The following is a 16058-nucleotide window of genomic DNA, read 5'->3' as shown; positions in this document are numbered from 1 at the left end:
AACTATTGATCAAAGAATATAAAAAGAGGTGATACATTTGGATATTAATCAAATGACGTATTCAGTGCAAAGTGTTGTAGAACAAGCTCAACAATTATCGCAATCACATCAACTACAAAATATTGAAATAGAAGCTGTATTATTATCAGCATTGAATCAAGATGAAAGTATCTTTCAAAGAACTCTCGAAAGAGCGCAAATAGATACAGATAAATTAAAGCAAGACTATGAACAAAAATTAAAACAATATTCAGTTGTAAAAGGTGAGAACGTACAATATGGACAGTATATTTCACCGAAACTGAACGAATTATTTAATAAAGCCAATCAAATTAAAGAAGATATGAACGATGATTATATGTCTATGGAACATATCTTAAAGGCGGCCATTGAAGTCGATGTAACAACTAAAGAAACTGTTGGTAATAAAAAAGCAGTTGTCGATGAAATTATTAATAAGATTAGAGGGGGTAATCGTGTGACATCACAAAATCCAGAAGTACAATATGAAGCATTATCGAAATACGGTAGAGATTTAGTTGAAGAAGTTAGAAAAGGGAAAATGGATCCAGTAATCGGTAGAGATGAAGAAATTAGAAATACGATTCGTATATTAAGTAGAAAAACAAAAAATAATCCAGTACTCATCGGTGAACCAGGTGTTGGTAAAACGGCAATCGTTGAAGGATTGGCTCAACGTATTGTTAAGAGAGATGTACCAGAATCATTATTGGATAAAACCATTTTTGAATTAGATTTATCAGCTTTAGTAGCTGGTGCTAAATTTAGAGGTGAGTTTGAAGAACGTTTGAAAGCAGTTTTAAAAGAAGTAAAAGAATCAGAAGGTAGAATTTTGCTGTTTATAGATGAAATTCATATGCTCGTAGGTGCAGGTAAAACAGATGGAGCAATGGATGCAGGAAATATGTTGAAACCGATGTTAGCACGTGGTGAGTTGCATTGTATTGGTGCAACAACATTAAATGAATACCGTCAATATATTGAAAAAGATTCTGCATTAGAAAGACGTTTCCAAAAAGTAAATGTTAAAGAACCAGATTTAGAAGATACGATTTCTATTTTAAGAGGATTGAAAGAAAGATATGAAGTTCATCACGGTGTGCGCATTCAAGATAGAGCGTTAGTTGCAGCTACAGAATTATCAGATCGATATATTACAGATCGTTTTTTACCAGACAAAGCAATTGATCTCGTAGACCAAGCATGTGCAACGATCCGTACGGAAATGGGATCTAATCCTACAGAGTTAGATGCGGTGAATAGACGTGTGATGCAACTTGAAATAGAAGAAAGTGCATTGAAAACAGAGTCTGATCAAAGCAGTCAAAATCGTTTAGTAGAATTACAAAAAGAACTTGCTGACGAAAAAGAAAAGCAACAACAACTTCAAAATAAAGTTGAACAAGAAAAAGAACAAATTAAGCACTTACAAGACAAAAGAGAAGAGTTAGATGAGAGTAAACAAGCTTTAGAAAATGCTGAAAATCAATATGACTTAGCAAAAGCAGCAGAATTAAAGCATGGTAAAATTCCTCAACTTGAAGCTGAATTAAAAGACTTAGAAGAATCATTTGCAGAAGAAACAGGTCACGATCATGATCGATTAATTCGAGAAATTGTGACGGATGAGGAAATTGGATACATTGTGAGTCAGTGGACAGGAATACCAGTATCGAGATTAGTAGAAACAGAAAGAGAGAAACTACTTAAACTTTCAGATATTCTACATGAAAGAGTTGTTGGTCAAAATGAAGCGGTAGATCTTGTTTCTGATGCAGTTGTAAGAGCAAGAGCAGGCATTAAAGATCCAAACAGACCAATCGGAAGTTTCTTATTCTTAGGTCCTACAGGTGTAGGTAAAACAGAATTAGCTAAAACATTAGCATCTACATTGTTTGATTCTGAGAAACATATGATTCGCATTGATATGAGCGAATACATGGAGAAACATTCAGTGGCACGACTAATTGGTGCACCTCCAGGATATGTAGGATATGAAGAAGGTGGACAATTAACTGAAGCTGTTAGAAGACAGCCATATTCAGTAATCTTACTTGATGAAATAGAGAAGGCGCATAATGATGTATTTAATGTATTACTTCAGTTATTAGATGAAGGTAGATTAACTGACGCAAAAGGTAGAAGTGTAGACTTTAAAAATACAATCATCATTATGACAAGTAATATAGGGTCTCAATATCTGTTAGATGGTGTGACAGAAGATGGAGAGATTGAAGCATCAGCTAAAAAGAAAGTTGATGAAAGCTTACATGCTTACTTCAAACCAGAAATTCTAAACAGAATGGATGATATTGTATTATTTAAACCATTATCTGTTAAAGATATGAGTTATATTGTAGACCACATCATTAATCACCTTAATATGAGATTAGTTGATCAACATATTAAAATTAATGTAAATCAAAGTGTTAAAGAATGGATTGCACAAGAAGCATATGAACCTCAATTTGGTGCACGACCATTGAAACGATTTGTACAAAGACAAATTGAAACACCATTAGCTAGATTAATGATAGGTGAAGAATTAAAAGAAGGTACAGAAATAAATGTGTATCTTGAAAACGATGAAGTTAAATTTGAAGTAAATAAATAAAAATAAGGCTTTGGCAAAAGATGCCAAAGCCTTATTTTTTATGAATGTTTTGAATCTTGTACGTTAGAAGTAGATTTACCAATTAATAAGTCTAAAATAATAATTATAACTAAAAACACAATTGCATAAATCGTAGGACTAACAAAGTTAAGTGCCTCTTCGCTACCACCTAAACTGTGGAGTACAAAGTTTAACATTTGTGATAAAGCGAATGCCCATATAAATGTAAGAATATAATGCATTTCTATTCCTCCGTAACATTAATATCATACATTTCATTATAATTAACTTTCTTTTAAAAGTATACCTATTCAGATGAAAACGATTTAAAATTTTTGTAATCAATGTGCGAAGCTTGTGTAGAGTAGTATAAATATGTTAAATTAGTACCTGATAATAACAACAGATTATAAGAAGGTGTCAATATAATGGATATTGGTATAAAAGGTTTTGGTGCATATGCACCGGATCGAGTGGTAAAAAATGAACATTTTGAAAGTTATTTAGAAACATCCGATGAATGGATTACTAAAATGACTGGTATAAAAGAAAGAAGATTTGCAAACGAAGACCAAGATACAAGTGATTTAGCTTACGAAGCGGCTAAACGTGCTATTGAAGATTCAGGATTAGATAATGATGAAATTGAAATGATCATTGTAGCAACATCTACAGGGGATAAACCATTTCCAACAGTTGCAACAACACTTCAAAAGCGTCTTGGTTTAAATAAAGTACCTTCAATGGACCAACTTGCAGCTTGTACTGGATTTATTTACGGTATTGCTACAGCTCAAGCTTTCGTCAATTCTGGTCTTTATAAAAATGTACTTGTTGTAGGTGCAGATAAATTATCTAAAATAACGGATATGCATGATAGAAGTACAGCGATACTATTTGGTGACGGTGCTGGCGCTGCAGTTATTGGCGAAGTTTCTGAAGGTAAAGGTATCTTAGGTGTTGAATTAGGCTCTGACGGGAATGGTGGTCCATACTTATATCAAGACATGGATGAACATACAATTAAAATGAACGGTAGAGAAGTATTTAAATTTGCTGTAAGAATTATGGGTGAAGCATCAACTAAAGTAGTTGAAAAAGCAGGTCTACAATCTGAAGATATCGATATGTTTGTACCTCACCAAGCAAATATTAGAATTATGGAATCTGCAAGAGAACGTTTAGGGATTGAAAAAGAAAAAATGAGTGTGACTGTGGATAGATTTGGGAATACATCTGCGGCATCAATACCCTTAAGTATTGCATATGAATTAGAACAAGGTAAAATAAAAGATAACGATACATTAGTCCTAGTTGGATTTGGTGGCGGCTTGACTTGGGGTGCCATAACATTACGCTGGGGTAAATAGGAGGAACTTAGAAAATGACAGAGAAAAAACGTGTTGTAATGACGGGTTTAGGGACGTTAAACCCTATAGGAAATGATGTACCGACTACATGGGAAAATGCCATCAATGGTGTGAATGGTATTGATGCAGTAACAAGAATAGATGTTTCTGAATTCCCAGCAAAATTAGCGGGAGAATTAAAAGATTTTAACGTTGAAGATCATATTTCTAAAAAAGATGCTAGAAAAATGGACAGATTCACGCAATACGCTATTGTAGCTGCTCGTGAAGCGTTAAAAGATTCAAAATATGAAATAACAGATGAGAACAGTCATCGTATTGGTGTTTGGATTGGATCAGGTATCGGTGGTATGGAAACATTTGAAGTTTCTCATAACATGTTATTAAAACGTGGTCCTAAAAGAGTAAGTCCATTCTTCGTACCAATGATGATTCCTGATATGGCAACTGGTCAAGTATCTATCGATTTAGGTGCGAAAGGTCCAAGTGGTTGTTCAGTAACTGCTTGTGCTACAGGTACAAACTCAATCGGTGATGCATTTAAAGTCATCCAACGTGGAGATGCTGACTTAATGATCGCAGGTGGCGCAGAAGCTCCAATTACTGAAATGGCAATGGCTGGATTTAGTGCTAACAAAGCATTATCAACGAATCCTGATAAAAATACTGCATGCCGTCCTTTCCAAGAAGGTAGAGATGGTTTCATCATGGGTGAAGGTGCAGGCGTAGTTATATTAGAATCTTTAGAATCAGCTGAAGCACGTGGCGCGCATATCTACGCAGAAGTAGTAGGATATGGTTCAACAGGAGATGCTTACCATATTACTGCACCAGCAGAAAATGGTGAAGGTGGCGCTCGTGCAATGCAAGCAGCAATTAAAGATGCTGGTATTCAACCATCTGACATTCAATATTTAAATGCACATGGAACAAGTACACCAATTGGAGATTTATATGAAGTATTAGCGATTAAATCTACTTTTGGAGAAGCAGCGAAGAACTTAAAAGTAAGTTCAACTAAGTCAATGATGGGACATTTACTTGGCGCAACAGGTGCTGTAGAGTCTATTTTAACAGCATTATCAATACAAAATAGCGTTGTAGCACCAACAATCAATGCTAATACACCAGATCCAGAAATCGATTTAGATTATACGCCTAACAAATCAGCTCAATTAGATATTGAGTATGCAATGAGTAACAGCTTAGGATTCGGTGGACATAACGCAGTATTAGTATTTAAAAAATATCAAAAATAATACAACATAATAAAAAAAGAACCCAGGATTTTATATCCCGGGTTCTTTTTTGTATGTTGAAATGAAAAATCGCACGATGTCTCGGCAAAAACCTGAAGACTTCGTGCGATTGGTACTGAAACGCACGATATCTCGGCAAAATCCTGAAGACTTCGTGCGATTGGTACTGAAACGCACGATATCTCGGGAAAACCTTGGAGGCATCGTGCGATTAGAACTCACCGCTAAAAAATATTAAACAACAAATCCTAATAAAATAGAAATGATAAAGAAAATAGTGCTAAGTACTACAAACGGTAGTAACCAATTGATTCTCTTTCTCTCTTTAATATGTATGTCTTTCATATTTGGATTCAACATGTCATCATTTTTTAAATACTCTTGTGATGCTTTGGATTTCATGTGGAAATTAAATTTTCTAATCGCTTGTTTAGAAACATCTCCAACGCCATCTTGCCTCATTGCCATAAACCAACTTACCGCAAACAATACCGTCATAATATAGAAGTAAATATTACTCGCTTGATCTAAATGATTCATGAAGACAACGCTTAGTAGTAAAAAGATAACAATATACACCAAAGATATAATATACCAATATTTCATAATGATCAACCTCTTATTTTTTCTTGTATTTGTATTATAACAGATAAAAAAATATTATGTTTTGCGGAACTTAATAAAATTATTCTTGTAAATTTACTCATGTATATTTTTTGTATGCAAGTACATGAAAACTAACTGAAAATTAGAAAAAATAAGTAATTACTATATTGATAATGTATATTTATGCTATTAATATGTATAACATCGTCGCGTTGTCGCTTTATTGCAGTAAACAAATTAGGGTATTAAAGGTTTTCATATTCTAAAATTCAGAAAATTCATATTGATTTATATTGTATAAATTATGTATAATGTATTTAAATATTTCTGAATATTAAAAGAAATATCATTTCGAAGAGGGGATAGGAGGCAAAACAATGGTTAGGTATACTTTGAAACGTATTATTTATATGTTCATATCATTGTTTTTAATTATGACGATAACATTTTTCTTAATGAAATTGTTACCAGGTTCACCTTACAATGATGAAAAATTATCAGAGGAACAAAAGGTGATCATCAATGAAAAGTATGGTTTGAATGATCCTGTACCAGTACAGTACGCAAATTATTTGAAGAGCGTTGCACAAGGTGATTTTGGGATTTCATTCCAATACGATAACAGAGAAGTATGGGGACTTATTAAACCAAGATTAGGACCATCAGTTGAGATGGGAACATATGCAATGATTTTAGGAACAATAACGGGGCTATTACTCGGTATCGTTGCTGCAATCAGGCAAAACACATTTATAGATTACGGGGCCACCTTCTTATCGGTAATATTTATATCCGTACCATCATTTGTTCTGGCAGTATTGCTACAATATGTATTTGCAGTAGAATGGCAAATCTTCCCTGTAGCAGGTTGGGATGGATTTATGACAGCTGTATTACCATCGATTGCTCTAGCGGCTAGTGTAACAGCAACAATTGCACGTTACATTCGTTCAGAGATGATAGAGGTCTTAGGTTCTGATTACATAGAACTTGCGAGAGCCAAAGGGATGTCGAGTGGACGAGTAATTTTCATACATGCAGTAAGAAATGGATTAATTCCAATTGTAACTGTTATTGTACCTATGTTAGCGGGGATTTTAACAGGTACACTTACAATCGAGAATATATTTGGTGTACCAGGATTAGGTGACCAATTCGTTCGTTCAATTCAAACAAATGACTATCCAGTTATTATGGCTTTAACTTTACTATTTAGTTTCTTGTTTATTATTTCAATCTTTATCGTAGACGTTCTTTATGGATTGATTGATCCAAGAATACGTGTGCAAGGAGGTAAAAAATAATGACTAAGAATGATACAAATAATATAAATGATAATGCGGCAGTTACGCATACATCGGAAGGAATACCTTCAGAAAATTTTGTTTTACAAGGTAGAGAAAGTGTTGTTGAAGAGAAATTCGAAAGAAAGAGTCGTACTTTTTGGCAAGATGCTTGGGTTCAATTAAAAAGAAATAGACCAGCTGTTATCGGATTAATTGGTTTAATTTTACTTACAATAATGGCATTAGTTGGACCACATATGAACGATCATAAATTTAGTGATCAAAATGTAGCACAACAACATTTACCGCCAAAAGTACCTGTACTTGATAAAGTGCCATTTTTACCATTTAACGGTTTAGATAAAGACGGTTACGATGCATATGAAGGTGCAGGAGTAAAAGAATATTATTGGTTTGGTACAGACGAACTTGGTCGTGACCAATGGACGCGAACTTGGAAAGGTGCACAAGTATCATTATTTATAGGTGTAGTTGCAGCAGCACTTGATATTTTAATTGGTGTCATCTACGGTGCTATATCTGGATATTATGGCGGAAGACTTGATGATATTATGCAACGTATTGTAGAGATATTATCTTCAATTCCAAACTTAATTGTAGTTATTTTATTCGTATTACTATTTGATCCATCGATGTGGACAATTATTCTAGCAATGACTGTAACAGGTTGGTTAGGTATGAGTCGTATCGTACGTGGACAATTCTTAAAACTTAAAGAACAAGAATTTGTAATGGCTTCAAGAACTTTAGGTGTTTCAAATTCTAAATTAATTTTTAAACATATTTTACCGAATACGCTTGGACCAATTATTGTAACTTCAATGTTTACAGTACCAAGTGCAATCTTCTTTGAAGCATTCTTAAGCTTTATTGGATTAGGAATTCCAGCACCACAAGCTTCATTAGGTTCATTAGTAGATAGCGGTAGAAAAATGTTATTACAATATCCACATGAATTATTCGTACCAGCTGTGATATTAAGTTTATTAATCTTATTCTTCTACTTGTTTAGTGATGGATTAAGAGATGCTTTTGACCCTAAAATGCGTAAATAATAAGGAGGAAATGAATAATGGCCAAAAGAATACTTGAAGTTAATAATTTAAAAGTTTCCTTCGATATTGACGCGGGGGAAGTACAAGCTGTAAGAGGTGTAGATTTTTACTTAGATAAAGGGGAAACATTAGCAATCGTTGGTGAATCAGGTTCAGGGAAATCAGTTACAACGAAAGCGCTCATGCAATTGTTACCTAGAAAAGTAGGAAGAATCAAAGAAGGTTCTATCTTATTCGATGGTAAAGACCTAGCCAAGTTAAGTGAAAAAGAAATGCAAAAGATACGCGGGAAAGAAATTGGGATGATATTCCAAGATCCAATGACATCATTAAATCCAACGATGAAAATTGGTAAACAAGTTATGGAACCACTTATTAAGCATCAGAAATTATCAAAACATGATGCTAAAAGTAGAGCTTTAGATATTTTGAATTTAGTTGGTTTACCGAAAGCGAAAGAAAGATTTAATAACTATCCTCACCAATTCTCTGGTGGGCAAAGACAACGTATTGTCATAGCTACAGCTTTGGCATGTGATCCTAAAGTATTAATCGCTGACGAACCAACTACAGCGCTAGATGTTACGATTCAAGCGCAAATCTTGGAATTAATGAAAGAACTACAACATAAAATAGATACATCTATTATATTTATTACACATGATTTAGGAGTTGTAGCAAACGTAGCAGATAGAGTAGCAGTAATGTATGGTGGGCAAATTGTTGAGACAGGTTCAGTAGATGAAATATTCTATAACCCTAAACATCCTTATACTTGGGGACTGTTATCATCAATGCCTAGTTTAGAAACAGCACATGATACAGAGTTACTCGCAATACCGGGAACACCACCAGACTTAATTAAGCCACCAATTGGCGATGCTTTTGCTAGACGTAGTGAATATGCTTTAGATATTGACTATCAGGAAGAGCCACCTTGGTTCCAAGTTTCACCAACGCATTTCGTGAAATCTTGGTTATTAGACGAGAGAGCGCCAAAGGTTGAATTACCAGAAGCAGTTAAATTAAAGCAAAGAGAAACTCCAGAACAATTTGATAAGCCAAAACGTGTAGAGAGGGTGACGTTCTAATGGCTGAAAAAAAAGACGTGCTAATTGATGTTCAAAATTTAAAACAATATTTTAACGTTGGTAAGAAAAATGAAGTACGTGCAGTTGATGATATTTCATTTAAAATTTATAGAGGCGAAACATTGGGGCTAGTAGGTGAATCTGGTTGTGGGAAATCCACAACTGGCCGCACACTTATTAAATTATATGATGCTACGGATGGAAAGGTAATCTTTGATCAAGTTGATATTCAAAATATTAAAAAGAGAAAAGATTTACTTAGATTTAATAGACGTATGCAAATGATATTCCAAGATCCTTATGCTTCTTTAAATCCTAGATTAAAAGTAATGGATATTGTAGCTGAAGGATTAGATGTTCATAAATTAGTTTCAAGCAAAGAAGAAAGAAAAAAACGTGTTTATGAATTGTTAGAAACAGTAGGTTTATCTAAAGAGCATGCGAATAGATATCCTCATGAATTCTCTGGAGGGCAACGTCAAAGGCTAGGGATTGCTAGGGCATTGGCAGTAGAACCAGAATTTATTATTGCCGATGAACCTATTTCAGCATTAGATGTTTCTATTCAAGCGCAAGTTGTGAACTTAATGCAGAAATTACAAGATGAAAAAGGAATTACATTCTTATTCATTGCTCATGATTTATCAATGGTTAAATATATCTCAGATAGAATTGGTGTTATGTACTTTGGTAAATTGGTTGAACTTGGACCATCTGATCAAATCTATAAACACCCTCAACATGAATATACGAAATCATTGTTATCAGCGATTCCTTTACCTGACCCAGATTCTGAACGTACAAGAACGAGATCATCCTACAACCCAGAAATTCATAAGTATACAGATGATGATCAGCTGGAACTGAGAGAAGTTGGTCCAGACCACTTTGTATATTGTTCAGAGAAAGAATTTGCTGAGAAAAAAGAAAACTATAATAAAACATTTGATTTAACAGAGGCTTAATTGACAAGGGAATAATCAATTAAATTTTAGCAATATAACAAAGGTTTAAATATTGTATGAAAGCCTATTGTATTTCGTACAATTTTAAAATATAATAAAATTATAAATCTTCTGAAAATTCAGAAGAAGGAGAACAAGGGGGAAATACTATATGAGGAAAAGACTTTCGGTATTAGTATCTTTATTAGTTGCAGCTGTTTTAACGTTAGCGGCATGTAGTGGTGGAGGATCGAAAAATGAAGAGGGTGGCAGTAAAGGTGGCGTTAAAACTGAGAAAAAAGAAAATGTTTTAAACTTAGTTTCAACATCTGATATTCCAACTTTAGATCCATCTTTAGCAACTGACCAAGTAGCATTCTTTACATTTGCACAAACAATGGAAGGTTTATATGTTTTAGATAAAAATGATAAACCAATTCCAGGTGTAGCAAAAGGAGAACCAGAAAAATCAGCTGACGGGAAAACTTGGACGATCAAATTAAAAGATAACGCTAAATGGCAAAATGGTGACCCTGTAACGGCTAAGGACTTTGTATTCGCTTGGCAAAGAACAGTTGATCCAAAAACAGCAGCTGAGTATGCATATATGTTTGAAAATATCGAAAACGCAAAAGAAATCACTGCTGGTAAGAAAAAACCTGAAGAATTAGGTGTAAAAGCAGTAGACGATCATACATTACAAATTAAATTAGTGAAAGATGTACCTTGGATGCAAGCATTATTAGCATTTGGTTCATTCAATCCACAAAATGAGAAATTTGTTAAGAAACAAGGGGACAAATACGGTACAACTGTTGAAACAACACTTTCAAATGGACCATTCGTATTATCACAATGGAAAACTGAAGATAAGTGGACTTTAAAACCTAATAAAGAATATTGGGATAAAGATAAAGTTAAATTAGGTGAAGTAAATTATAAAGTTATTAAAGATTTACAAACTGCATTGAACTTATATGAAACAGGTAAAGCAGATTCAGTAGTTATTGAATCTCAAAACGTTGCGAAGTACAAAAAAAGAAAAGACTTCACAACTGAACTAGTTGCAACAAGTAGATTTATCAGATTGAATCAAACGAAAAATAAAGATTTAGCAAATGAAAATCTTCGTAAAGCATTAGCAAAATCATATGATAAAAATGCGTATACTGATTCATTATTGAAAAATGGTTCATTACCAAGTGATACTTTAATGATTAAAGATTTCGTTAAAATGCCAGATGGTAAAGACTACAAAGATGGCGTTAAATCACCATTAAATTATGATAAAAAAGAAGCTAAAAAACTTTATGACAAAGCTAAAAAAGAATTAGGTAAAGATAAGTTTACTATTGAATATTTAACTTATGATGCGGAAGAAAGTAAAAAAGCAGGTCAATTTATGAAAGAACAAATTGAATCTAATCTTCCAGGTGTTACGATTAAAATTAAACAACAACCATTTAAGCAAAAACTTAAATTAGAAAGTAACAAAGATTATGATGTAGCATACGGTGGTTGGGGTCCTGACTATCCAGATCCAACAACTTACCTAGATTTATTCAAGAAAGATAGTCCACATAACCAAAGTGGATATAGTAATCCTGAATATGACAAAGCTTTAGATGAAGCAAATTCAGATGAAATGCTTAAAGATGAAAATGCTGAAAAACGTTTGAAATTATTACAAAAAGCAGAAGGTATGTTATTAGATGATGCAGCAATTGCACCTGTGTATCAAGATGGTGTAGCACGTTTACGTCAACCTTATGTTAAAAATTGGCAACAACATAAATTCGGTGGAGACTACTCACTTAAAGAAGTAGAAATCGCTGGAGCAAAATCTAAATAAAATTAAATGAAAGCAATCAATGTAAACATTGATTGCTTTTCTTTATATACATACTAAAAGGAGGCTAAAAATGAATAAAAATTTTTTTGTATTCATAGCAGTTATCGCATCAATGGTATTAATATTATCGGCATGTAGTGGAGGTAATAAGAAATCTAATGAAGATAATATTAAAAAAACAAAAGAAAAGAATGAATTAAATTTATCTTCAGGTGATGATATCCCTACAATGGATTCATCATTAGCGTCTGATCAAGTTTCATTTACGACGTTCACACAAACATTAGAAGGCTTATATGTGCTTGATAAGGATGATAAACCAGTTCCTGGTGTGGCTAAAGGAAAACCTGAAAAATCAAGTGACGGTAAAACTTGGACGATAAAATTAAGAGATAACGCAAAGTGGTCAAACGGAGATCCTGTTACTGCAAATGATTTTGTGTTTGCATGGAGACGTTCTGTAGATCCAGATACTGCTGCTGAATTCTCGTATATGTTTGAAAATATTCAGAATGCCAAAGATATTACAGCAGGTAAGAAAAAAGTAGAAGACCTTGGTGTTAAAGCAGTTGATGATCATACGCTAGAAATTAAATTAGTTAAAGACGTTCCATGGATGGAAAGTTTATTGGCATTTGCATCATATATGCCTCAAAATGAAAAATTTGTGAAATCACAAGGTGAAAAATATGGTACTACTGCTAAGTCAACGTTATCAAATGGTCCTTTCAAATTAACTGAATGGAAAACAGAAGATAAGTGGAAACTTGAACGGAATGAAAATTATTGGGATAAAAAGAAAGTGAAATTAGATGCAGTTAATGTGAAAATTATTAAAGACACACAAACGGCAATTAATATGTATCAAACAGGTAAACTTGATACTGTTGGATTAGATGCTCAAAATATTAAGAAATACAAAGGTAGAGAAGATTTCTCAACAGAAGCTACGTCAGGTAGTTATTTCTTTAGAATTAACAAAGAAAAAAATAAAAACCTGAAAAATAAAGACCTTAGATTAGCAATTTCAAAATCAATAGATAAGAAATCGTATGTCAATTCATTACTTAATAATGGTTCTAAACCATTAGACACACTTATGATTAAAGATTTTGTTAAAGATAGTAAAGGAAATGATTATACAAAAGGCGTTAAATCTCCATTAAGTTATGATAAGAAAGAAGCTAAAAAACATTTAGAAAAAGCTAAAAAGGCGTTAGGTAAAGATAAAATTACGATTGAATTACTCACTTATGATGAAGACGAATCTAAAAAAGCAGGTGAGTTCGTTAAGGAGCAAATTGAGAAGAATTTACCAGGTGTCACATTAAAAATTAAACAACAACCATTTAAACAAAAATTATCTTTAGAAGCTAAAAAAGATTTCGATATTTCATTTGCAGGTTGGTTCCCTGACTATCCAGATCCAACAACATTTTTAGATTTATTTACATCAGATTCACCACATAACCAAACAGGTTATGCTAATAAAGAATATGATAAAGCACTTGAAAAAGCTAATTCAGATGAAATGCTAAAATCTGATAAAAGTGATGAAAGAATTAAGGAGCTACAAAATGCAGAATCTCAATTCTTAGAATCTGCGTCTATTACACCGTTATACCAAACTGGTGCAGCTCGTTTGAGACAGCCTTATATTAAAAATTGGCAAAATCATAAATATGGTGGCGATTATTCACTTAAAGAAGTAGAAATCGCTGGAGCTAAATAATTTAAGTTAAAGGGAGTGGGACAGAAATCTAATTTATAAAAAAGATTTCGTAATCCCATCCTCCCAGAGTGTCGACAAAGTTATCACTTTGTCGGCATTTTTTATGCGCATGCTTTCCGCGGGCATGTTCTCAGCCTGTAGTCTTCGAATCATGCTGTTCCCGCAGGAGTCAGCGCTAAAAAATGCTGAACATTGCAAGTGAAGGCTGACAAGCAACATTGAGCATGGCTAACGAGATAGTTATGGGAAACAATCCTGTTAGAAAATCTAACGAGATAGAAAGTAAAAACAATCTCGTTAGAGCGAACAAAGCCCACGAAAAATCCTGATTAATTACAAAAAATGAGAAAATAACTCACTAACGAGATAGTTTTAGGAAACAATCTCGTTAGAGCGAACATAGCCTACTAAAAATCTTGATTAATTACAAAAGTTAATGTAATAAACAAAAAATATATTCTATTCATATAATTTAAAGTTATGTTGCGTCAAATTGAAATTATCTTTATAATTAAAGAAAGTTCAGAAAATGACTGAATTTTCAAAAATCGAATAAGGGGAAATGTGTATGAACAAGAAATATTTGAGGTGGCAAGTACTCGTATTGTTATCATTAGTGTTGGTTTTATCAGCATGTAGTGGTGGTGGAAAGGATAACAGTAGCTCTTCTGCAGGGGATGGCAAAAAGTTACGTTTAATTTCTATATCTGATATACCATCCATGGATTCGACATTAGCAACAGATGCAGTTTCTTTTGATACATTAAATAATACGATGGAGGGTTTGTACAAGTTAGATAAGAATGATAAGGCGATACCTGGCATTGCGAAGTCTGATCCTGAAAAGTCAGATGATGGGCTGACTTGGACTATTAAACTACGAGATGCAAAGTGGTCTAATGGTGATGATGTGACAGCACAAGATTTTGTATATGCTTGGCGTAAACTTGTAGATCCAAAGACAGCTTCTGAATATGCATTTATTATGTTTGATATTAAGAACGCAGAAGACATTAATAATGGAAAGAAAAAGCCTAGTGAATTAGGTGTGAAAGCAATTGATGATCATACTTTAGAAATCAAATTGAATCGTGAGTTACCATATTATCAAGAGTTATTAACATTTGGTTCATTCTTACCTCAAAACGAGAAGTTTGCCAAAGATAAAGGTGAGAAATACGGTACAACAGCAAAAGACACGCTATACAATGGACCATTTACTTTATCAAGTTGGAAAACGGAAGATCGTTACACATTAATAAAGAATAAACATTACTGGGATAAAGGTAATGTGAAATTAGACGCAGTAAATTATAAAGTAGTGAAAGAGCCTCAAACTGCATTAAATATGTATAACGCAGACGATGTGGATGAAACTTTAATCCCAGCTGAAAACGTTAATAAATATAAAAAAGATAAAGCTTATAATACGGAGCTTGAAGCAAGAGTGTACTTCATGAGATTGAATCAAAAAGATGTACCTGAATTTAAAAATAAAGATTTAAGAATGGCAATCGCACAATCGATTGATAAAGACCAATACGTTAAGAGTAATTTAAATAATGGTTCAAAAGCAGCGAATACACTAGTGCCAACAGAATTTGTTAAAGATACGAAAGGTGAAGATTACGTTAAAGGCGTGAAATCTGAAAATAAATTCGATAAAAAAGCAGCTAAGAAACATTTAGAAGCAGCTAAAAAATCACTTGGCAAAGATAAATTCACTTTTGAATTATTAACTTACGATCAAGATAATGCGAAAAAAGATGCAGAATACTTCAAAGAACAAATTGAACAGAATTTACCGGGCGTAACAATTAAAGTGAAACAACAACCTTACAAACAAAAATTAAAACTAGAAGAAAAGATGGATTATCAAATTTCATTTGGTAGATGGGGCCCTGATTACCCAGATGCGATGACATTCTTAGAATTATTTACGAGTGACAATGTAATGAATGAAACAGGTTGGAAAAATAAAGAATATGATAAGAAAATCAATGAAGCAGGACATGCACTATTAAATAAAGAGCAAGAACGTATTAGTACAATGCAAGATGCAGAATCATTATTGCTAGATGAAGCGGTAGTTGTGCCGATCTATCAACAAGGTAATGCAAGACTGACTCAAGACTATGTTAAAGGCATTGAAAGACACCAATTTGGTGGAGATACTGATTTGAAACATGCTTCAGTTCAAAAGTAAT

12 protein-coding genes are annotated in these 16058 nt (G+C 33.3%); 10 read left to right on the top strand and 2 right to left on the bottom strand.

Annotation, left to right across the window (positions count from 1 at the left end):
• The first annotated feature begins 37 nt into the window (after positions 1-37).
• The gene (gene clpB, locus P3U32_RS09450; protein ID WP_323702889.1) at positions 38-2635 is read left to right on the top strand and encodes an ATP-dependent chaperone ClpB; all 2598 of its coding nucleotides are present in this window, start codon (positions 38-40) and stop codon (positions 2633-2635) included.
• Positions 2636-2673: 38 nt separating this feature from the next.
• Here the strand turns inward: clpB and P3U32_RS09445 are convergent, their stop codons facing one another.
• Entirely contained in the window at positions 2674-2877 is a 204-nt protein-coding gene (locus P3U32_RS09445; RefSeq protein WP_323702888.1) for a DUF2929 family protein, read from the bottom strand.
• 186 nt (positions 2878-3063) lie between these two features.
• Here P3U32_RS09445 and P3U32_RS09440 point away from each other — a divergent pair, with 186 nt between their 5' ends.
• Both P3U32_RS09440 and fabF read left to right on the top strand, forming a co-directional pair.
• Positions 3064-4005, top strand: a complete 942-nt coding sequence (locus P3U32_RS09440; RefSeq protein ID WP_323702887.1) for a beta-ketoacyl-ACP synthase III — start codon at positions 3064-3066, stop codon at positions 4003-4005.
• Positions 4006-4019: 14 nt separating this feature from the next.
• Positions 4020-5264, top strand: a complete 1245-nt coding sequence (gene fabF / locus P3U32_RS09435) for a beta-ketoacyl-ACP synthase II (RefSeq protein ID WP_323702886.1) — start codon at positions 4020-4022, stop codon at positions 5262-5264.
• Positions 5265-5498: 234 nt separating this feature from the next.
• On the opposite strand, the gene P3U32_RS09430 is transcribed toward fabF, so the two are convergent.
• Positions 5499-5870, bottom strand: a complete 372-nt coding sequence (locus tag P3U32_RS09430; RefSeq protein ID WP_323702885.1) for a DUF3899 domain-containing protein — start codon at positions 5868-5870, stop codon at positions 5499-5501.
• A 377-nt stretch (positions 5871-6247) separates the two neighbouring features.
• Here P3U32_RS09430 and opp3b point away from each other — a divergent pair, with 377 nt between their 5' ends.
• From opp3b to P3U32_RS09395, 7 genes are all read left to right on the top strand, one after another.
• Positions 6248-7174, top strand: a complete 927-nt coding sequence (opp3b, locus tag P3U32_RS09425) for an oligopeptide ABC transporter permease (protein ID WP_323702884.1) — start codon at positions 6248-6250, stop codon at positions 7172-7174.
• Complete coding sequence (gene opp3C / locus P3U32_RS09420; RefSeq protein WP_323702883.1) at positions 7174-8232, top strand: oligopeptide ABC transporter permease; 1059 nt, start codon at positions 7174-7176, stop codon at positions 8230-8232. Before opp3b ends, opp3C begins: the two co-directional genes overlap by 1 nt.
• A gap of 17 nt (positions 8233-8249) precedes the next feature.
• A complete protein-coding gene (locus P3U32_RS09415) occupies positions 8250-9323 on the top strand; it encodes an ABC transporter ATP-binding protein (protein WP_323702882.1) in 1074 nt (357 codons plus the stop codon).
• Complete coding sequence (locus P3U32_RS09410) at positions 9323-10288, top strand: ABC transporter ATP-binding protein (RefSeq protein WP_323702881.1); 966 nt, start codon at positions 9323-9325, stop codon at positions 10286-10288. The genes P3U32_RS09415 and P3U32_RS09410 overlap by 1 nt, the downstream gene beginning before the upstream one ends.
• Before the next feature lie 151 nt (positions 10289-10439).
• Complete coding sequence (locus tag P3U32_RS09405) at positions 10440-12119, top strand: peptide ABC transporter substrate-binding protein (RefSeq protein WP_323702880.1); 1680 nt, start codon at positions 10440-10442, stop codon at positions 12117-12119.
• A gap of 70 nt (positions 12120-12189) precedes the next feature.
• Positions 12190-13851, top strand: coding sequence for a peptide ABC transporter substrate-binding protein (locus tag P3U32_RS09400; RefSeq protein ID WP_323702879.1), 1662 nt, complete (start codon positions 12190-12192; stop codon positions 13849-13851).
• Between the two features lie 568 nt (positions 13852-14419).
• Positions 14420-16057, top strand: a complete 1638-nt coding sequence (locus P3U32_RS09395; RefSeq protein WP_323702878.1) for a peptide ABC transporter substrate-binding protein — start codon at positions 14420-14422, stop codon at positions 16055-16057.
• The last annotated feature ends 1 nt before the right edge of the window (position 16058 follow it).

The organism is Mammaliicoccus sp. Dog046 (assembly GCF_034039665.1).
Classification (GTDB): domain Bacteria; phylum Bacillota; class Bacilli; order Staphylococcales; family Staphylococcaceae; genus Mammaliicoccus.
The sequence above is the reverse complement of the archived record's forward strand: the minus strand, read 5'-3'. Positions and strand labels throughout refer to the sequence as shown.